Genomic DNA, 18,523 nt, shown 5'->3' on the forward strand with positions numbered 1-18,523 from the left:
CCCCGACACGGGCGAGCTGCCCGCGATGGACGCCGCCGAGGAGGACGCCATCGCCAACGGCAAGCCCCTCACGAAGCCGGAGCCGAAGCCCGCTGAGGCCCCCAAGGTCGCCACCGCGAAGCCGGAGCCGGTGAAGGGAAAGGTGGAGGAGACGCCGGTCGCCACCCGCACCGCCGTGCGCGACGGGGGCATGAAGGAGGCCATCGCCCGGGCCCAGGCGCTGCCCGCGGAGCCGCCGCGTCCCTCGGAGGCCGTGAAGGGTGGGGCGTTCACGCTCCAGCTCTCCGCCTTCCAGAGCCGCCAGGACGCCGACCGGTTCGCCGCGCGGTTGCGCGATAAGGGCTATGCCCCCTATATCCTGGCGGCGGAGGTGCCCGGAAAGGGCACCTGGTACCGCGTCCGGATGGGCAGCTTCGCCAGCAAGGAAGCCGCTGGCCGGTACCTGACGGACTTCAAGCGCGAGACCCAGATCGACGCGTACGTGGCCGGCACGAACTAGCGCTGCTGGGCAAGGAAGAGACGAAGCAACATGACGACGACGAAGCGGGTGGAGAAGCCCTGGGGTCACGAGCTCATCTGGGCCCACACGGAGCGCTACGTGGGCAAGCTCCTGCACGTGAAGGCTGGCCACAAGCTGAGCCTCCAGTTCCACAACGTCAAGGACGAGACCATCCACGTCCAGAGCGGCAAGCTCCTCTTCGTCGTCGACGAGGGCCAGGGCCTCATCGAGAAGGAGATGAACCCCGGTGAGAGCTACCACATCAAGCCGCTGACCAAGCACCGCATGGTCGCCATCACCGACTGCGACATCCTCGAGGTCAGCACCCCCGAGCTGGACGACGTCGTGCGGCTGGAAGATTCCTACGGCCGTACGGGCACCAGCGCCCCGTAGCCTTCCCGCCGTACCGCCCGCCGGCGCGCCCATCCGGTGCGCCGGCGCGGGCCCCCGGCGTCACTCCCGGGGCTTCGCCGCCGGGTTCGGGTTGCGCGTCCACTGGTCCACGGTGCCGTCGCCGTCCAGGTCCTCGCCAATGCGATCCACCTGGCCGTTCTCCCAGTACTCCCAGTAGTCCACCCGGCTGTCGTGGTTCGCGTCGCGCTCCTTCCGCACGAGCGTGTCGTTCTCGTAGTAGAGCCACGAGTCCGCCTTGCCGTCGCCGTCCAGGTCGCGCTCGCCCTTCGTGCGCTTGCCTTCGGCGTAGTGGTACGTGGCGTCCACCTTGCCGTCGTAGTCCAGGTCCATCACCTCGCGGACCTTCGCGCCCTGCGGATCCAGGTACTGGGTGACGTCCACGCGGCCGTCCCAGTTCAGGTCCAGCTCCTTGCGCACGAGCACGTCCTTCACCCGGTACTCCCAGACGTCCGTGCGGCCATCGCCGTTGGCGTCCAGCTCCGTGACCGTCTCCCCGGGCGTCTGCTTGCCCCGGATGGCCTCCGCCTCCGGGCGTTTGCGCGCCGCGTCAGAGGTCTGCGCAGGCTTCTGGGAGGCACAACCGGAGAGCGTGGCTGCCGCGAGGAAGCCCAGGAAAATCAGACGGTTGCCAGAAGCCAAGGTGCCTCCCAAGCAGGTGGGGCGCCATGTTCGCGCCGCTTCCACTCCGTGCTTCGCAGGCCACGTCATTCCATATATTTTCACGTATCGCCATGGCCCGAAAGAAAGTCAGCACCACCATCTACATCACTCCGGAGCAGAACGAACTGCTCAAGGCGCTGAACCAGAAGACGAAGGTGCCCGTGGCCGAATACATCCGGCAGGGCATCGACCTGGTGCTGGAGAAGTACAAGGCGCAGCTGCCGGGCCAGGCAACCTTCGACGAACTCTCCTGACGAACGAGGCGTGACGTGACGAGCATGCGTGGCAAGCGGGCGGTGGTGTTGGGTGGGGCCGGATTCGTGGGCTCGCACCTGTGTGAGCGGCTGCTGGACGACGGCGCGGAGTCCGTCCTCGCGGTGGACAACCTCATCACCGGAAACGAAGCGAACGTGCGCACGCTCAAGCCGCGCGCGGGCTTCCAGTTCGTGAAGCAGGACATCACGGAGGGGCTGGAGGTGGACGGGCCGGTGGACTTCGTCCTCAACCTCGCCTCGCCCGCGTCGCCCATCGACTACGCGAACCTCCCCATCGAAACGCTGCGCGTGGGCTCCATCGGCACGGAGAACGCGCTGAAGCTCGCGGAGAAGAAGAAGGCCGTGTTCCTCATGGCCTCCACGTCGGAGGTGTACGGAGACCCGCTGGTGCACCCCCAGAAGGAGGATTACTGGGGCAACGTGAACCCCATCGGGCCGCGCTCCGTGTACGACGAGGCCAAGCGCTACTCGGAGGCCATCAGCGCGGCCTACGAGCGCAGCCGCGGCGTGAACGTCCGCATCGTGCGCATCTTCAACACCTACGGCCCGCGCATGCGCCTCAACGACGGCCGCGTGGTGCCGGCCTTCGTCGGGCAGATCCTCCGGGGCGAGGACTTCAGCGTCTTCGGCGACGGCAGCCAGACGCGCTCGTTCTGCTACGTGAAGGACCTGGTGGACGGCCTGGTGCGGCTCATCCTGTCGGACGTCCGGGGCCCGGTGAACATCGGCAACCCGCGCGAGATGACCATCAAGCAGTTCGCGGAGGCCGTGCGCGCGGCGGCGGGCGGAGGTGGGCAGATCGTCTACCACCCCCTCCCCAAGGATGATCCGAAGCAGCGTCAGCCGGACATCACCCGCGCGCGCACGCTGCTGGGGTGGGAGCCCAAGGTCGCGCTGGAGGATGGTCTGCGGGACACCATCGCGTACTTCCGAGAGGTTGCCGGTCGCCCCTCTGGAGCATAGGTTGGCCGCGCGCGAGTGAACGCGAGGCAGACGCCCGGCCCCCTGGCGGCCGGGCCTGGGGAGAATGGCGTGAAAGTCCTGGTAACGGGCGGCGCGGGCTTCATTGGCTCGCACGTGTGCGATGAGTTCCTGCGCAATGGCCACGAGGTCATCGCGCTGGACAACCTGTCGAGCGGCAAGAAGGAGAACCTGGATCCGCGCGTGCGGCTGGCCGTGCACGACATCCGGAGCCCCGAGGCCGCGGAGCTCATCCGCACCGAGAAGCCCCAGGTGCTCTGCCACCTGGCCGCCCAGATGGACGTGCGCAAGAGCGTGGAGGACCCCGGCTTCGACGCGGACGTGAACATCCGCGGCATGACGAACCTGCTGGAGGCCGCGCGCCAGTCCGGCGTGAAGAAGGTCATCTTCAGCTCCACCGGCGGCGCCATCTACGGCGAGCAGGACTCCTTCCCCGCCCGCGAGGACCACCCCACGCGGCCGGTGTCGCCTTACGGCGTCTCCAAGGCGGCGGGCGAGCTGTACCTGGGCTACTACCGCGCGCAGTACGGCCTGCCGTACGTGGCCCTGCGGTACGCCAACGTGTACGGCCCGCGGCAGAACCCGCACGGCGAGGCGGGCGTGGTGGCCATCTTCTGCCAGCGCACCATCGCGGGGCAGGGCTGCACCATCTTCGGCGAGGGCAAGCAGACGCGTGACTTCGTCTTCGGCCCGGACGTGGCCCGCGCCAACTACCTGGCCTTCCAGAGCGACTACGTGGGCGCCGCGAACATCGGCACCGGCGTGGAGACGGACATCAACCGGCTCTACGAGCTCATCGCGGAGGCCGGCGGCAGCTCGCTGAAGGCCGCGCACGCGCCGGGCAAGCCGGGCGAGCAGCTGCGCTCCTGCATCGACGCGTCCCTCGCGAAGAAGGTGCTGGGCTGGGAGCCCTCCGTGCAGCTGGCGGAAGGCCTGCGCCACACCATCCAGTTCTTCCGCGACCAGGCCGTGGGGCCCGCGCGGGCCCGGGGCTAGGCCGCTTCGCTGCCCGTCCCCCGGCCTGGATGCCGGGGGGCGCGGCGCGGGAAGGCCGGCGTCAGGCGGGTGGAGTGCCCGGCGGGCAGGTGTGCGCCGGTCGTGGATTTTCGGGCGGTTCGGTGTTACCTACGCCCGCTTCGCGACCGACGAGCGCCCTGAACATGCCGGCTGAAAACGCGCACATCCGCAACTTCTGCATCATCGCCCACATCGACCATGGAAAGTCGACGCTGGCCGACCGCCTCCTGGAGAAGACAGGCACGCTGACCAAGCGTGAGGCGCAGGCCCAGTTCCTCGACAACATGGACATCGAGCGAGAGCGGGGCATCACCATCAAGGCCCAGTCCGTGCGGATGACGTACACCGCGAAGGACGGCCAGAACTACGTCCTCAACCTCATCGACACACCGGGGCACGTGGACTTCGCCTACGAAGTCAGCCGCAGCCTCGCCGCGTGCGAGGGGGCGCTGCTCGTGGTGGACGCCACCCAGGGCGTGGAGGCGCAGACGCTGGCCAACGTCTACATGGCGCTGGACCACGACCTGGAGATCATCCCGGTCATCAACAAGATCGACCTGCCCAGCGCGGACGTGGAGCGCACGCGCGGGGAGATCGAAGACGTCATCGGCATCGACGCGTCCATCGCCGTGCCGGCCTCCGCGAAGGAGGGCATCGGCATCCACGACATCCTGGAGTCGGTGGTCAAGCGCGTGCCGCCGCCCACGGGTTCGCCGTCCGCGCCGCTCAAGGCCCTCATCTTCGACTCCTGGTACGACAACTACCGGGGCGTGGTGACGCTGGTGCGCGTGCTGGAAGGCACGCTGAAGCTCAAGCAGAAGATCAAGATGTTCAGCAACAACAAGGTCTTCGAGGTGCAGGAGCTGGGCGTGTTCAGCCCGTTCTCGCGCCCGGTGACGCAGCTCATGGCGGGCGAGGTGGGCGTCCTCGTCGCCAACGTGAAGGAGCTGCAGGACGCGAAGGTCGGCGACACCGTGACGGAGGAGGCGCGGCCCACGGAGGCTCCCTTCCCCGGCTTCAAGGAAGTGAAGCCGATGGTGTTCTCCGGCATCTTCCCGGTGGACTCGTCCGACTACGAGAACCTGCGCGACGCGCTGGCGAAGCTGACGCTCAACGACTCCGCCTTCACCTACGAGCCGGAGTCGTCCACGGCGCTGGGGTTCGGCTTCCGCTGCGGCTACCTGGGCCTGCTCCACATGGAGATCGTCCAGGAGCGCCTGGAGCGCGAGTACAACCTCAACCTGATTACGACGGCGCCGTCGGTGGTCTACCGCATCACCACCACCAAGGATGAGGTGCTGCTGGTGGACAACCCGGCGAAGCTGCCGCCCACCCAGAACATCACCAAGTTCGAGGAGCCCATCCTCACCTGTCACATCCACGTGCCCAACGAGCACCTGGGCGCCATCCTGAAGCTGTGCCAGGACCGGCGTGGCGTGCAGAAGGACATGAAGTACCTGGGCTCCAGCGGCACCCGCGTGCAGGTGACGTACGAGATGCCCATGGCCGAAGTCGTCTTCGACTTCTTCGACCGGCTCAAGAGCGTGTCGCGCGGCTACGCGAGCCTGGACTACGAGCTGTCCTCCTACGCGGAGTCGGACCTGGCCAAGCTGGACATCCTCATCAACGGGGAGCCGGTGGACGCGCTGTCCGTCATCGTGCACCGCGAGCGCGCGTACCTGCGCGGCCGCGAGGTCTGCGAGAAGCTCAAGGAAGTGATTCCCAAGCAGATGTACGAGGTGGCCATCCAGGCCGCCATCGGCGCGAAGATCATCTCCCGCGAGACGATCTCCGCCATGCGCAAGAACGTCCTTGCCAAGTGCTACGGCGGCGACATCAGCCGCAAGCGCAAGCTCCTGGAGAAGCAGAAGGAGGGCAAGAAGCGCATGAAGCAGGTGGGCACGGTGGAGATTCCGCAGGAAGCCTTCCTCGCGGTCCTCAAGACGGAGCAGTAAGCCCTATGAGCACGGCCAGTCCTTCCGCGAAGCTGGGAGCGGCCATGGCCGCGCGCCGCACCCCGGAGCAGCTCAAGGCCCGCCGCCAGCTGATGTGGCGCGAGCTGTTCACCAGCCTGTGGGCCCCGCTGTGCGGCGTGGGCCTGGCCTTCATCCCGTACCTCATCCTCATCGAGTCCGCGCCCGGCACCGCGTCCTGGGCCCAGCCCCTGATGAAGGGCTTCGGCCTGCTGATGGTGCTGGCCTTCGTGGGCCTGCTGGTGTGGCGCAACGCCTCCAAGAAGGAGTCGCAGCTGCGCACGCTGCGCCACGAGGCGCGCGAGCTCATCGCCGAGGACGAGCGCATCCTGTCGCGCGTGGGGACGAAGGTGTCCCCGGCCGCGGCGGAGCGCATCACCGAGCAGGCCCTGCGCGTGGAGTCCGCCTCCGTTGCGGGCAGCGTGGAGCAGCTGCGCGCGGAGACGAAGGCGCTGGAGACGCTGACGCAGGAGCACCTGGGCGCGTACCGCAAGCAGTCCGTGTGGGACTTCGTGGGCGGCTTCGGCAAGGCGCTGCTGATCGCCCTGGTCATCCGCACGGTGCTGGTGGAGCCGTACCGCATCCCGTCCGGCTCCATGCTGCCCACGCTGCAGATTGGCGACCAGGTCTTCGTGAACAAGTTCATCTACGGGGTGCGCATCCCGTTCATGAACGTGGTGCCGTTCCGCATCGTGCGGGCGCCGCGGCGCGGGGACGTCATCGTCTTCAACAACCCCGTGGACGAGTCCAAGGACTTCATCAAGCGCGTCATCGGCATCCCCGGGGACACGGTGGAGATCGTCGACGGCGTGGTGCGCATCAACGGCGAGCCGCAGCCGCGCACGCTGGTGACGCCGGACTTCGTGGTGCACAACCAGGACGACACCACGGGCCGCTGGTTCGACCAGGAAGAGGCGCTCTACCGCGAGGACCTGGGCGGCGTGGTGCACTCGACGCTCCAGCACCCCATGCGCCTGCCGGGCCGCGAGCACGAGGGCCCCTACACGGTGCCCGCGGACAGCGTCTTCGTGATGGGCGACAACCGGGACAACAGCGCGGACAGCCGCTACAACCTGGGCGGCCCGGGCGGCGCGGAGGTCGCCTACGTGCCGTACGGCCACATCAAGGGCAAGGCCATGGTCGTCTGGCTGTCGCTCGGCTGGGGCGGCCTGCTGGGCAACCTGTTTGGCGGCACCGGCCTCCGGGTGGACCGCTTCTTCGAACCGGTACGCTGACGGACGCTGGCCCGGCCACTACCACGCGCCGTGCTTGACGCGACTGGCGGCGCGCGGTACGCGGCGGCCCCGGCCCATGAGACATCTTCTCGGAATCGCAGGCTGGCGGCGGGATGAGCTGGAAGCCCTGCTCGACCGCGCCCAGGCGCACCTGCCCGGCGGACCGGAGGCCTCGCACGTGCTGCGCGGCCGCGTCGTGGCGAACCTCTTCTTCGAGGACTCCACCCGGACGCGCTCCTCCTTCGAGGTGGCCGCGCGGAGGCTGGGCGCGGACGTCCTCAACTGGAGCCACGCGGGCTCCTCCGTGTCCAAGGGGGAGACGCTCCTGGACACCGCGCGCAACATCGAGGCCCTGGGGCCGGCGGTCATCGTCATCCGCCACCGCTCCTCCGGCGCGCCGCACCTGGTGGCCCGGCACGTGAAGTGCGCGGTGGTCAACGCGGGCGACGGCGCGCACGAGCACCCGTCCCAGGCCCTGCTGGACGCCTTCACGCTGCGCCAGCGCTGGGGCCGGCTGGACGGGCGCACGGTGCTCATTGTCGGCGACGTGCTGCACAGCCGCGTGGCGCGCTCCAACCTCGTGTGCCTGAAGGCCCTGGGGGCCCGGGTCGTGCTTTGCGGGCCGCCCACCCTCCTGCCGCCAGGGCTGGAGGAGATGGGCGGAGAGGTGACGCACCAGCTGGACGCCGTGCTGCCCCAGGCGGACGCGGTGATGTGTCTGAGGCTGCAGACGGAGCGCATGGCGGAAGCCTTCCTGCCGTCCCAGCGGGAGTACTCGCGGCTGTTCGGCCTGACGCCGCCCGCGCGGAGCGGATGAAGCCGGACGCGCCCGTGCTGCACCCGGGCCCCATCAACCGCGGCGTGGAGCTGTCGCCGGCGGTGGCGGACGGGCCCCGCAGCGTCATCCTGGAACAGGTGGCCAACGGCGTCGCGGTGCGCCGGGCCATCCTGGAGGCGTGCGCATCATGACCTCAGTGCTCTTCCAGCGGGCGCGCCTCATCGACCCGCGCAACGGCGTGGACGGCGTCCGCGACGTGCTGGTGACGGACGGCCGGGTGGCCCAGGTGTCGCAAAGCCCGCTGCCCGTGCCGAAGGACGCGCGCGTGGTGGACGCCACGGACCGGTGGCTGGTGCCGGGCTTCATCGACCTGCACGTGCACCTGCGCGAGCCGGGAGAAGAGGGCAAGGAGACGGTCCTCACCGGCTGCCGCTCGGCGGTGGCGGGCGGCTTCACCGGCGTCGTGGCCATGCCCAACACCAAGGTGGTGAACGACAGCGCGCTCGTCACGGAGCTGGTGCTGTCTCGCGCGCGGGACGCGGCCCTGTGCCACGTGTACCCGGCGGGCGCCATCAGCAAGGGGCTCAAGGGCGAGGAGCTGTCGGAGGCGGGCGAGCTGATCGCCGCCGGCTGCGTGGCCCTCACGGACGACGGCCGCCCGGTGATGAACGCGGGCCTGATGCGCCGGGTGCTCCAGTACGCCACGCAGTTCGACGTGCCGGTGATGGTGCACGAGGAGGACCTCACGCTCTCCGCCGGCGGCGCCATGCACGAGGGTCCCACCTCCACGCGGCTGGGCCTGCGCGGCATTCCGTCCTCCGCGGAGGTGGCCATGGTGGCGCGCGACCTGGTGCTCCTGGAGGAGACGAAGGGGCGCCTGCACGTGGCGCACGTGTCCTGCGAGGGCAGCGTGCGGCTCATCCGCGAGGCCAAGCGGCGCGGCCTCCGCGTCACCTGCGAGGTGGCGCCGCACCACTTCACCCTGGATGACCGGGCGGTGGGGGACTACGACACCCACGCGAAGATGGCGCCGCCCCTGCGCAGCGACGTGGACGTGAAGGCGCTGCGCGAGGCGCTGGTGGACGGCACGGTGGACGCCATCGCCACGGACCACGCGCCGCACGGCGTGTCCGACAAGCGGGTGGAGTTCGAGAAGGGCATCAACGGCATCGTCGGGCTGGAGACGGCCCTGGGGCTCACCCTGGCGCTGGTGCACGAGGGCGTGCTCACCCCGCGCCGGGCGGTGGAGCTCCTGTCGGACGGGCCCGCGAGGGTATTCAGCCTGCCGGGCGGTCACCTGGCGCCTGGTGCCCCGGCGGACATCACGCTCGTGTCGCCTTTGGAGGAGTGGACGGTGGATGCCCACCGGTTCTATTCCCGCAGTCGCAACACGCCCTTCCACGGGCGCACGCTGAAGGGCCGCGTGACGCAGACGTGGGTGGGCGGCCGGTGTGTGTTCGAGGACGGTCAGCTCAAGGAGTCTCGGTGATGACGAAGCGGGCGGTGCTCGCACTGGCGGATGGCACCACCTTCGAAGGACGCGCCTTTGGCGCTTCCGGCGAGACGGTGGGTGAGGTGGTCTTCAACACGTCCATGTACGGCTACCAGGAGATCCTCACGGATCCCTCGTACGTGGGGCAGATCGTCACCATGACGTACCCGGAGATGGGCAACATTGGGGCGAACGCGGGCGACGAGGAGGCGGGCCTGCCGCACGCGGTGGGCATGGTGGTGCGCTCGCTGACGAAGACGCCCTCCAACTGGCGCTCGCAGGAGACGCTGGACGCGTACCTCGCGCGCCACGGCCGCGTGGGCATCGAGGGCGTGGACACCCGCCGGCTGGTGCGCCACCTGCGCACGCACGGCGCCCAGACGGGCATCATCTCCACGGAGAACGTGTCCGCCGCCGCCCTGTCGGAACGCGCGCGTTCCGCCGTGAGCATGGAGGGGCTGGACCTGGCCACGGGCGTGTCCTGCAAGGAGCCCTACCTCTTCACCACGCCCACGCCGGACGTGTTCCTGGCCACGGGCGACAAGCAGCCGGAGCCGGAGCTCCAGTACGACGTGGTGGCGTACGACTACGGCCTCAAGCGCTCCATGCTCCAGTACCTGGTGGACGTGGGCTGCCGCGTGACGGTGGTGCCGTCGCACTTCACGGCGGAGCAGGTGCTGGCGAAGAAGCCGCACGGCGTCTTCCTGGCCAACGGCCCCGGCGACCCGGCCGCGGTGAAGGGCGCGGACCGCACGGTGGCGGCGCTCCTGGGCAAGGTGCCGGTGTTCGGCATCTGCCTGGGGCATCAGATCATGGCCCTGGCGCTGGGCGGCCGGACGTACAAGATGAAGTTCGGCCACCGCGGCGGCAACCAGCCCGTGAAGGACCTCACCACGGGCAAGGTGGAGATCACCGCGCAGAACCACGGCTTCGCGGTGGACGACGCCAGCCTCAAGGGCAAGGCCGTCGTCACGCACATCAACCTGAACGACGGCACGGTGGAGGGCCTGGCCGTACCGGACGCGCGGGCCTTCAGCGTGCAGTACCACCCCGAGGCTTCGCCCGGCCCTCACGACGCGCGCTACCTGTTCAGCCGCTTCGCGACGCTGATGGCGGGTTCGTAGGAAGAAAGCTCGCAACGGCCATGGACACCGCGCTGACCCCGTTGTCGTACCAGCCGTACCTGGACCAGCTCATCGCCTTCGGCAGCCAGGAGGCGCGCAAGCCGGACCTCCTGGAGGCGAAGGCGGAGTACTTCCGCCTCACCGGCGAAGTCTTCGAGGACGACAAGCTCTTCGAGCTGCGGATGGCGTCGTTCCTGGACTACTACCTCTACGACCGCGTCTCGCCGCTCACGGGCAAGACGCCGGCCGCGGAGCTGTACGAGGAGCGCCAGAAGTCCGCCGCCCCGGAGGAGGCCAACGCCTTCCGCAGCTTCACGGAGACGGTCCACGGCCTCTTCGAGGTGCGCAAGCTGGCCAAGGGCATGGTGCGCCTGCGCGAGCTCTTCTCCGGCAAGGACTTCGACGTGACGGAGCGCCGTCACATCGCGGGCCTGGAGACGGGCGACGTGCTGGAGGCGCGCCTCGTGCCCTTCGGCGGCCACCTGCTGTTCTCCTCCGCCTTCTGCTACCACCCCGCCGTGGCGCTCAAGGCCATCAAGGCGGAGGTGAAGCGCCGCAAGAAGAAGGAGCCGGAGCGCCCCGCCAGGGACCTGGTGTGGGAGTGCGCCCGCCGGGCCCTCAACGTGGAGCGCTACCGCCAGCTCTCCGTGGAGAAGCTCTACGACTTCGAGCAGAAGGTCCTCTAGGGCCTTTCTGCTCCAGGCCTCCACCGCGAGCGGCTCACGCGCGGTGGATGCTCATCATGTTGGTGTTGCCCGGCACGTTGAGCGGCACGCCGGCCACCAGGATGAAGGGCTTGCCCGGTTCGCAGAAGCGCAGCTCCTGGCAGAGCCGGCGCACCTGCTTGAGCATGGCCTCCGTGGTGCTGACGCGCTTCACCCGGTGGCCCGTCACGCCCCAGTACAGCGCCATCCGGTTCACCGTGTCCGCGTTGGGCGTCAGCCCGAGGATGCGCGCGCCGGGGCGGAACTCGGAGATGAGGCGCGCGGTGTGGCCGCTCTCCGTGTACGCGACGATGGTCCCGATGTTCAGCTGCCGGGACGCGGCCACCGCCGCCGCGGCGACGCCGGTGCCCAGGTCCTCCGAGTGCTCGAAGGGGGAGTAGAGCAGGGGGATGAGGCTGGTGCGCTCCGTCTCCTCCACGATGCGCGCCATGGTGGCCACCGCGTCCACCGGGTAGCGGCCCGCGGCCGTCTCCCCGGAGAGCATCACCGCGTCCGCGCCGTCCAGGATGGCGTTGGCCACGTCCGACACCTCCGCGCGCGTGGGCCGGGCGTTGAGCACCATGCTCTCCAGCATCTCCGTGGCGACGATGACGATGCCGCCCATGCGGTTGACCTCCCGCACGGCGCGCTTCTGGATGGCGGGCAGCTGCTCCAGCGGCATCTCCACGCCCAGGTCGCCGCGGGCCACCATCACCCCGTCCGACTCCGCGGCGATGGCCTCCAGGTTCTCCACCGCCTGGGGCTTTTCAATCTTGGAGATGAGCGGCGTCTTGCGCTGGCCCACCAGCGCGCGCGCCTGGCGCACGTCCTGGGCGGTGCGCACGAAGGACAGCGCCACGTAGTCCACGCCCACCTCCTGGCCGAATGCCAGGTCCACCTTGTCCTTCTCCGTCAGCGTGGGCACGGACATGGCCGTGCCGGGCAGGTTGAGCCCCTTGTGGTCCTTGAGGAGCCCGCCCACCTCCACGCGGCAGGACACGTCCTGGCCGCTCACCTTCAGCACGCGCAGGCGCACCCGGCCGTCGTCCAGGAGCACGTCGTGCCCCCTCTCCACGTCCCGGGGCAGCGAGCGCACCGGCGTGGGGATGACGTTGCCCTGGCCCAGCACCGCGCGCGTCGTCACCGTCACGGTGTCGCCCGTCTTCACCATCAGCTGGCCGCCCTCGAAGCGCCCCAGGCGCACCTTGGGGCCCTGCACGTCCTGGAGGATGGCCACCGGCACGCCCAGCTTCTTCGACACCGCGCGGATGCGCTGGACGCGCTGGCGGTGCTCGTCGTGCGTGCCGTGGGAGAAGTTGAGCCGGGCCACGTTCATGCCCGCCTTCACCAGCCCCTCGATGACTTCCTTCGAGTCCGACGCCGGGCCCAGCGTGCAGATGATCTTCGCCTTGCGCATAGGACCGCCCATCCTAGCCCCACGGGGTGGGCGGCTTGACAGGCTTGCGCCCGAAGGACTAACTCTTCGCCTCACGCGCCCGGCGGAAAGTTACCGCCAGCCGGCGTACGCCATTCGTGGCTCTCAGACGCATGAGACGAAGAAAGCCCGGCTACCCTGGGAGGGGGGGCCGGGCTTTCATCGTTCCAGGGCGTGGGCCTCCGGGCGCTAGAGCTCAATCTCCTGGCCCTTGCCCATGGGCTCCATCAGCGGCTGCTGGCGGATGGAGTGGTCCATGCCGATGTCCTCCGACGGCGGCTTCGGCTGGCCGGCGCTGGGGCCCATGGGAGGCGGCGGGGGCAGGGGACCCATGTCCTCTCCACCAGGGCCGCTGCCGCCCACGCCCAGGTCCTGCTGCTTCTGGAGGGCCTCAATCTCCGCGCGGTGATGCCCGCCAGCGCCAGCACCTTGCGCGTCACGCGGATGCGCGCCTGGCTGTGCATGGCCATGGCGATGGAGTCCGAAGGCCGGGCGTCCAGCGCCAGCTCCTTCTTGCCCTGCTGCAGGAAGACGCGGCCGGAGTAGACGTTGTCGCGCAGGTCGTCGATGCGGACCTCCGTCACCTTGCCGCCCAGCTTGGACACCACGTCGTCCAGCAGGTCCTGCGACAGCGGCTGGGGGGGCGGACGCTCCGCGAGGCGGAAGGCGATGGACACCGCCGCGCCCTCGTCCACGAAGAGGGGGAGCACCGTCTCCCCGTCCTTGGTGGTCAGCACGACGGCGTGCGTCTGCGCCTCCATCAAGGGCACCACGTCCTTCACCTCCAGCTCCACCAGCTCCGAGCAGGCCCTGGGGTCGCTGCCCTTCTCGGTGATGCAGGGCTTCTCCTTCTTCCCTTCGGCCGTCCCGGAGGCGGCGATGGCGCCGGGGATCCCGAACGCGGGAAGGAACAACGCTCCCCCCAGCGCCAGCACCACGGCCGTGAACGGAGCGACGAAGAAATTGGCGCGGTTGGACGTTTTCACATCCCTAAGCTACGCACCTGTCCCTTCACCGGGAGGGCACCGCCCTCCCCCCGCCGCGAGCGGCCCCCGGGCCCTGGCCCACCCGGTTGGAGGGCGGCCGGGCAGGCGGGAAGAGGGGGGCACGAGACGGCTAGCGGTCCTCTTCCTCGGACTCCTCGTCGTCGTAGTCCTCGTCGTCCTCGGACTCCTCGTCGTCTTCATCCTCGTCGACGTCGTCCTCGTCGTCCTCCTCCTCGTCTTCGTCCTCGTCGTCGAGTTCGTCCTCGAGCTCCTCGGCCTCGAGCGTCATCGTCACCGCGAACTTCTTGCTCAGGATGGCGATCTGCGCGCGCATCTCCGTGAGCGCGGCGACGAAGTCCTCCGAGAGGTTGGCGGGCGCCTTCGCGTCGCAGTGGGGGCAGACAATCTTCTCCGTCCCCTCGATGAGGTCCTGGGCTTCCAACTCGAAGCTGGCCTCGCACTTCTGGCAGGTGAAGTCGATGCTCATGGTCGGGCGCGGCATACAAAGCCGGTGAACATGCTGTCAACGCCTGAGACGGGGGGACGTGGAACGGACGGGGCGCTTCCACTACGTTCCACCGGATGGACCTGCCCAAGACGATGCTGCATGCGCTGCATGACCAGGCCGCGCGGCTGGAACACCGCCCGGCGCTCTGGTCCCACCAGGGGGGCGCCTACGTCCCCACCTCGTGGTTCGACTATGCCCAGCGCGTCAAGCGCTTCGCCCTGGGGCTGCACGCGCTGGGGTTCCGGGAAGGCGACCCGCTGGGCATCCTGAGCTTCAACCGCGAGGCGTGGCACGTCGCGGACCTGGGGGCCATGGCCCTGGGCGGCGTGCCGGTGGGGCTCTACACCACCAGCAGCTTGGAGCAGCTCGTCTACATCCTGGGCCACTGCGAGGCGCGCTTCCTCCTGGTGGAGAACGCGAAGCACCTGGCCACCGGGCTGGAGGTCCAGCGGCGCCTGCCCGCGCTCAAGCACCTCATCGTCGTGGACGCGCCCACGCCCCTGCCGGACGGCGTGCTGCGCTACGCGGACGTGCTGGCCTCCGGCGCGAAGCAGGATGAAGACCCCTACTGGGACAGCGTCCACTCGCTCCACCCGGACGCGCTGGGCACGCTCATCTACACGTCCGGCACCACCGGCCAGCCCAAGGGCGTGGCCTTGAGCCACCGGAACCTGGCCTGGACGTCGAAGCAGCTGGGCGGCACCCTGGGTCTGCGGGACATGGAGGACGAGCGGCTGGTGTCGTACCTGCCGCTGTCGCACATCGCGGAGCAGATCGTCTCCCTGCACAGCCCGCTGCTGCTGGGCACGCAGGTGTACTTCGCGGACTCGCTGGACGCGCTGGGCAGGAACCTCACGCAGGTGCGGCCCACGCTCTTCTTCGCGGTGCCGCGCGTCTGGGAGAAGTTCAAGACGAAGGCGGAGGAGGGGCTGGCCGCGCAGCCGCCCCTCAAGCGCCGGCTGGTGGAGTGGGCCCGCGCCACGGCGCTGGAGCGCAACACGCGCGTCTTGAGCCAGGAGCGCGTGCCGTCCCTCATGGAGGCCAAGTTCGCGCTGGCCCGGCGGCTGGTGTTCCAGCCGTTGAAGACGCGCATCGGCCTGGAGAAGGCGAAGCTGTTCTCCACGTCCGCGGCGCCCATTGGCCGGGACGTGCTGGACTTCTTCGCCTCCATCGACGTCGTCCTCCTGGAGGTCTGGGGCATGACGGAGGTGTCCGGCCCCGCCACGGTGAGCACCCCCGAGTGCGCGCGCCTGGGCACGGTGGGCCGCCCCATGCTGGGCGTGGAGGTGCGCATCGCGGAGGACGGGGAGATCCTCGTGAAGGGCGGCAACGTGTGCCTGGGCTACCACCGCAACCCGGAGGCCACGCAGGAGCTGCTGGCGGACGGGTGGCTGCACTCGGGCGACGTGGGGCAACTGGATGCCGAGGGCTTCCTGCGCATCACCGGGCGCAAGAAGGAGATCATCGTCACCTCCGGCGGCAAGAAGACATCCCCCGCCAATATCGAGGAGCTGCTCAAGGCCCTCTCCCCCGTGGGGCACGCGCTGGTGGTGGGGGACCGGCGCAACTACCTGGTGGCGCTCTTGACGCTGGAGCCGGACCGGGTGCGGAAGCTGGCGCGGGAGAAGGGCTGGCCGGAGGACGTGGCCACGCTGGTGAACGACCCGCGGCTCCAGCAGCACCTGCACGAGGCCATCGAGCGGGACGTGAACCCGAAGCTGTCGCGCTTCGAGGGCATCAAGCGCTTCCGCGTGCTGCCGGGGGAGTTCTCCATCGACGGCGGCGAGCTCACGCCCAGCATGAAGATGCGCCGCAAGGTGGTGGAGCAGCGGTACGCGGACGTCATCGAGGCGCTCTACCGCGAGCCGGCCGGCGCCGCCGCCGCTCACGGGTAGGGACAAGCGAAAGGGGCGGGGGACTCAAGTTCGAGTCCCGCGCCCCTTCGTGCTTCAGCGGCTGCTTCAGCCGGTGGCTACTTGGCGCTGGTGCGCTTCTCGCGGGCCACGTAGTCGCGGCGGGCGGAGCCCGTGTAGACCTGACGGGGGCGGGCGATCTTCTGCTCGTTGTCCGTCACCATCTCCTCCCACTGCGCGCACCAGCCCACCGTGCGGGGGATGGCGAACAGGACGGGGAACATCTCCGCCTGGAAGCCCATCGCCTCGTAGATGAGGCCCGAGTAGAAGTCGACGTTGGGGTACAGCTTGCGCTTCACGAAGTACTCGTCCTCGAGCGCGATGCGCTCCAGCTCGAGCGCGATCTCCAGCAGCGGGTTCTTGCCCGTGACCTCGAAGACCTCGTCCGCCACGCGCTTGATGACCTTGGCGCGCGGGTCGTAGGACTTGTAGACGCGGTGGCCGAAGCCCATCAGCTTCTTCTCGCCCTCGCCGCCCTTCACCTGCTTGATGAACTCCGGGATGGCGGACTTGGTGCCGATCTCACGGAGCATGCGGAGCACCGCCTCGTTGGCGCCGCCGTGCAGCGGGCCGTAGAGCGCGCCCACGCCCGCGGCGACCGCGGAGTAGGGGTCCACCTGCGACGAGCCCACCGTGCGCACGGACGTCGTGGAGCAGTTCTGCTCGTGGTCCGCGTGCAGGATGAAGAGGACGTCGAGCGCCTTCTCCAGCGTGGGGTGCACCTTGTACGTCGTGGTGCCGATGCGCTTGATCATCGCCAGGAAGTTGGCGACGTAGGACAGGTCGTTGTCCGGGTAGACGTACGGCAGGCCCATGGAGTGCCGGTACGAGAACGCCGCGATGGTGGGCATCTTCGCGATGAGGCGCGTGATCTGGATCTCACGGCTGCGCGCGTCGCGGATGTTCTTCGCGTCCGGGTAGAAGCCGGACAGCGCCGCCACCGTGGAGCCCAGCATGGACATGGGGTGCGCGTCGTAGCGGAACCCGTCCATGTAGGACTTGATGTTCTCATGCACCAGCGTGTGGTGCGTCACGTTGTGCGTGAAGTTGTCCAGCTCCGCCTGCGTGGGCAGCTGGCCCTTGAGCAGCAGGTAGGCCACCTCCAGGAAGGTGGACTTCTCCGCGAGCTGCTCGATGGGGTAGCCGCGGTACTCGAGGATGCCCTTGTCACCGTCGATGAACGTGATGGCGCTCTTACAGTTCGCCGTGTTCAGGAACGCGGGGTCGTAACCCATCAGACCGAAGTCGTCGCTGCCGGTCTTGATCTGGCGCAGGTCGGGGGTGCGGATACAGCCGTTCTCGATCGGGATCTCATACGTCTTCCCGGTCCGATTGTCGGTGACGGTCAGCGTGTCCTTGGGCATGGGCGGAGATTTCACAGGGCGCAGGAGGCTTTCAACAAAAAAGAACGATAAGTCCTAGAGGCGAAGTTTCCGGTCCGGCCCCGTGCTCAGGAATAGCGGACCCCGGAGCGCGCGAGCTGCCGCCAGAAGCCCGGAAAGCTCTTCTCCACGCACTCCGGCCCCGTCAGCTCCAGAGGCACCCCGGACAGCACACACAGGGTGGCCGCTGACATCGCCAGGCGGTGGTCACCCCGGCTGTCCATGGCGAAGCGCGCGGGCTTCGTCTTGGGCGGGAGGATGCGCAGCGTCTCACCGTCGGCTCCGGCCGACAGCTCCGCGGTGCCGCCATAGGCCGCCACCAACGCGCGGATCCCCTCCAGCCGGTCGCTCTCCTTGACCCGCAGGATGCCCACGTCGGTGAGGGTCGTGGGCCGGGGCAGCACGCACGCGAGCGCCGCCAGCGTGGGCAGCAGGTCCGGGCACTCCTTGCCGGAGGCGCGCAGCTCACCCGTGGCTTCACCCTGGAAGCGCCACGTGCCGGGCGCACCCGCGGGGATCATCCCCAGGCCCACTTCAGCGGTCAGCCGGAGGATCGCCTGGTCCGGGTGGGCGCTCTGGGGCTCCGCGCGCTCCACCGTGCCACCCGTGCGCCAGGCGATCAGCACCAGGTAGCCCAACGACGACCAGTCGCCCGGCAGTGATGGGACGGATTCAGGCGCCTGATAGGCCGTGACGGAGTAGTGACCCTGGGACTGCTCCACGGTGAAGCCGAAGCGGCGCAGCCACGCCACCGTGAGGTCCATGTAGCCGGCGCTGGTGAGCGTGCCTTCGATCTCCACGCTCCACGCGCGCTGCTCCCGCAGGAAGCGCTCCGCGCAGCCCAGGAGCAGGCTGGAGGCGTACTGGCTGCTCTGCGCGCCCGGCACGCGGAACACCGGCTCGAGCTTCGCCGTGTCCTGGGGCGCGTGCAGCTCCACCGGCCACGGGGTGCCCTCGGTGAGCGTCAGGCCCGCGGGGCCCAGGGCCTGCTTCAGCGACGTGAAGAGCGGGCCGTGCGGGCGCTCGCCCAGGCGGGGGGTGCCGGTGAAGCGCACGCGCGCGCCGGGCGTCACCGCGGCCTGCGTCACAAGGATGCGAAAGGGGGCGCCGCCGTCCGCGCAGTCCACGTCGCGCACGGGGCCGGGCG

16 protein-coding genes and 2 pseudogenes are annotated in these 18,523 nt (G+C 69.3%); 12 read left to right on the forward strand and 6 right to left on the reverse strand.

The window, feature by feature from the left end; all coding sequences use genetic code 11:
* Together ACLEQD_RS15040 and ACLEQD_RS15045 are read left to right on the forward strand one after the other, a co-directional pair.
* On the forward strand, nucleotides 1-499 hold a 499-nt coding region (locus tag ACLEQD_RS15040; protein WP_410384658.1), incomplete at its 5' end, for an SPOR domain-containing protein.
* A gap of 30 nt (nucleotides 500-529) precedes the next feature.
* Nucleotides 530-892, forward strand: coding sequence for a cupin domain-containing protein (locus ACLEQD_RS15045; protein WP_410384660.1), 363 nt, complete (start codon nucleotides 530-532; stop codon nucleotides 890-892).
* Between the two features lie 60 nt (nucleotides 893-952).
* Here the strand turns inward: ACLEQD_RS15045 and ACLEQD_RS15050 are convergent, their stop codons facing one another.
* Nucleotides 953-1,552 carry a hypothetical protein gene (locus ACLEQD_RS15050; protein ID WP_410384661.1) on the reverse strand — a complete coding sequence of 200 codons (600 nt, stop codon included), beginning with the start codon at nucleotides 1,550-1,552 and terminating at the stop codon, nucleotides 953-955.
* Nucleotides 1,553-1,644: 92 nt separating this feature from the next.
* Between ACLEQD_RS15050 and ACLEQD_RS15055 the strand changes: the two genes are divergently transcribed.
* From ACLEQD_RS15055 to ACLEQD_RS15095, 9 genes and pseudogenes are all read left to right on the forward strand, one after another.
* Nucleotides 1,645-1,827, forward strand: coding sequence for a ribbon-helix-helix domain-containing protein (locus ACLEQD_RS15055; protein WP_014397342.1), 183 nt, complete (start codon nucleotides 1,645-1,647; stop codon nucleotides 1,825-1,827).
* A 24-nt stretch (nucleotides 1,828-1,851) separates the two neighbouring features.
* The gene (locus ACLEQD_RS15060; protein WP_338264305.1) at nucleotides 1,852-2,811 is read left to right on the forward strand and encodes a UDP-glucuronic acid decarboxylase family protein; all 960 of its coding nucleotides are present in this window, start codon (nucleotides 1,852-1,854) and stop codon (nucleotides 2,809-2,811) included.
* A gap of 69 nt (nucleotides 2,812-2,880) precedes the next feature.
* A complete protein-coding gene (locus ACLEQD_RS15065) occupies nucleotides 2,881-3,825 on the forward strand; it encodes an NAD-dependent epimerase/dehydratase family protein (protein ID WP_410384663.1) in 945 nt (314 codons plus the stop codon).
* Nucleotides 3,826-3,989: 164 nt separating this feature from the next.
* Entirely contained in the window at nucleotides 3,990-5,801 is a 1,812-nt protein-coding gene (gene lepA / locus ACLEQD_RS15070) for a translation elongation factor 4 (protein WP_410384665.1), read from the forward strand.
* Between the two features lie 5 nt (nucleotides 5,802-5,806).
* Nucleotides 5,807-7,054: a signal peptidase I gene (gene lepB, locus ACLEQD_RS15075; RefSeq protein ID WP_410384667.1), complete on the forward strand. Its 1,248-nt coding sequence runs from the start codon at nucleotides 5,807-5,809 to the stop codon at nucleotides 7,052-7,054.
* 76 nt (nucleotides 7,055-7,130) lie between these two features.
* Nucleotides 7,131-8,023, forward strand: a pseudogene (locus ACLEQD_RS15080) (aspartate carbamoyltransferase catalytic subunit).
* Entirely contained in the window at nucleotides 8,020-9,321 is a 1,302-nt protein-coding gene (locus ACLEQD_RS15085; RefSeq protein WP_410384669.1) for a dihydroorotase, read from the forward strand. Before ACLEQD_RS15080 ends, ACLEQD_RS15085 begins: the two are co-directional and overlap by 4 nt.
* Nucleotides 9,321-10,448 carry a glutamine-hydrolyzing carbamoyl-phosphate synthase small subunit gene (gene carA / locus ACLEQD_RS15090; protein ID WP_410384671.1) on the forward strand — a complete coding sequence of 376 codons (1,128 nt, stop codon included), beginning with the start codon at nucleotides 9,321-9,323 and terminating at the stop codon, nucleotides 10,446-10,448. Before ACLEQD_RS15085 ends, carA begins: the two co-directional genes overlap by 1 nt.
* Before the next feature lie 20 nt (nucleotides 10,449-10,468).
* Nucleotides 10,469-11,134, forward strand: a complete 666-nt coding sequence (locus tag ACLEQD_RS15095) for a hypothetical protein (RefSeq protein ID WP_410384673.1) — start codon at nucleotides 10,469-10,471, stop codon at nucleotides 11,132-11,134.
* 34 nt (nucleotides 11,135-11,168) lie between these two features.
* On the opposite strand, the gene pyk is transcribed toward ACLEQD_RS15095, so the two are convergent.
* The 3 genes and pseudogenes from pyk to ACLEQD_RS15110 all read right to left on the reverse strand — a co-directional run bounded on the left by pyk (nucleotide 11,169) and on the right by ACLEQD_RS15110 (nucleotide 14,075).
* The gene (gene pyk, locus ACLEQD_RS15100; protein ID WP_410384675.1) at nucleotides 11,169-12,569 is read right to left on the reverse strand and encodes a pyruvate kinase; all 1,401 of its coding nucleotides are present in this window, start codon (nucleotides 12,567-12,569) and stop codon (nucleotides 11,169-11,171) included.
* Nucleotides 12,570-12,776: 207 nt separating this feature from the next.
* Nucleotides 12,777-13,525: pseudogene (locus tag ACLEQD_RS15105) on the reverse strand (bifunctional nuclease family protein).
* Nucleotides 13,526-13,703: 178 nt separating this feature from the next.
* Nucleotides 13,704-14,075: a hypothetical protein gene (locus ACLEQD_RS15110; RefSeq protein ID WP_410384677.1), complete on the reverse strand. Its 372-nt coding sequence runs from the start codon at nucleotides 14,073-14,075 to the stop codon at nucleotides 13,704-13,706.
* A gap of 80 nt (nucleotides 14,076-14,155) precedes the next feature.
* On the opposite strand from ACLEQD_RS15110, the gene ACLEQD_RS15115 reads away from it, so the two are divergent.
* Nucleotides 14,156-15,976: an AMP-dependent synthetase/ligase gene (locus ACLEQD_RS15115; RefSeq protein WP_410384679.1), complete on the forward strand. Its 1,821-nt coding sequence runs from the start codon at nucleotides 14,156-14,158 to the stop codon at nucleotides 15,974-15,976.
* A 77-nt stretch (nucleotides 15,977-16,053) separates the two neighbouring features.
* On the opposite strand, the gene ACLEQD_RS15120 is transcribed toward ACLEQD_RS15115, so the two are convergent.
* Together ACLEQD_RS15120 and ACLEQD_RS15125 are read right to left on the reverse strand one after the other, a co-directional pair.
* Complete coding sequence (locus tag ACLEQD_RS15120) at nucleotides 16,054-17,358, reverse strand: citrate synthase (RefSeq protein ID WP_120528467.1); 1,305 nt, start codon at nucleotides 17,356-17,358, stop codon at nucleotides 16,054-16,056.
* 86 nt (nucleotides 17,359-17,444) lie between these two features.
* On the reverse strand, nucleotides 17,445-18,523 hold a 1,079-nt coding region (locus ACLEQD_RS15125; RefSeq protein ID WP_410384681.1), incomplete at its 5' end, for a 3-phosphoshikimate 1-carboxyvinyltransferase.

It is taken from the genome of Corallococcus sp. 4LFB, from assembly GCF_046520365.1.
GTDB lineage: Bacteria > Myxococcota > Myxococcia > Myxococcales > Myxococcaceae > Corallococcus > Corallococcus caeni.

What these genes read in the sequence shown, in the direction of transcription:
- ACLEQD_RS15045 (WP_410384660.1), top strand. Translation starts at nt 530, where the DNA reads ATGACGACGACGAAGCGGGTGGAGAAGCCCTGGGGTCACGAGCTCATC.
- ACLEQD_RS15055 (WP_014397342.1), top strand. Translation starts at nt 1,645, where the DNA reads ATGGCCCGAAAGAAAGTCAGCACCACCATCTACATCACTCCGGAGCAG.
- ACLEQD_RS15060 (WP_338264305.1), top strand. Translation starts at nt 1,852, where the DNA reads ATGCGTGGCAAGCGGGCGGTGGTGTTGGGTGGGGCCGGATTCGTGGGC.
- lepA (WP_410384665.1), top strand. Translation starts at nt 3,990, where the DNA reads ATGCCGGCTGAAAACGCGCACATCCGCAACTTCTGCATCATCGCCCAC.
- lepB (WP_410384667.1), top strand. Translation starts at nt 5,807, where the DNA reads ATGAGCACGGCCAGTCCTTCCGCGAAGCTGGGAGCGGCCATGGCCGCG.
- ACLEQD_RS15085 (WP_410384669.1), top strand. Translation starts at nt 8,020, where the DNA reads ATGACCTCAGTGCTCTTCCAGCGGGCGCGCCTCATCGACCCGCGCAAC.
- carA (WP_410384671.1), top strand. Translation starts at nt 9,321, where the DNA reads ATGACGAAGCGGGCGGTGCTCGCACTGGCGGATGGCACCACCTTCGAA.
- ACLEQD_RS15095 (WP_410384673.1), top strand. Translation starts at nt 10,469, where the DNA reads ATGGACACCGCGCTGACCCCGTTGTCGTACCAGCCGTACCTGGACCAG.
- pyk (WP_410384675.1), bottom strand. Translation starts at nt 12,569, where the DNA reads ATGCGCAAGGCGAAGATCATCTGCACGCTGGGCCCGGCGTCGGACTCG.
- ACLEQD_RS15110 (WP_410384677.1), bottom strand. Translation starts at nt 14,075, where the DNA reads ATGCCGCGCCCGACCATGAGCATCGACTTCACCTGCCAGAAGTGCGAG.
- ACLEQD_RS15115 (WP_410384679.1), top strand. Translation starts at nt 14,156, where the DNA reads ATGGACCTGCCCAAGACGATGCTGCATGCGCTGCATGACCAGGCCGCG.
- ACLEQD_RS15120 (WP_120528467.1), bottom strand. Translation starts at nt 17,358, where the DNA reads ATGCCCAAGGACACGCTGACCGTCACCGACAATCGGACCGGGAAGACG.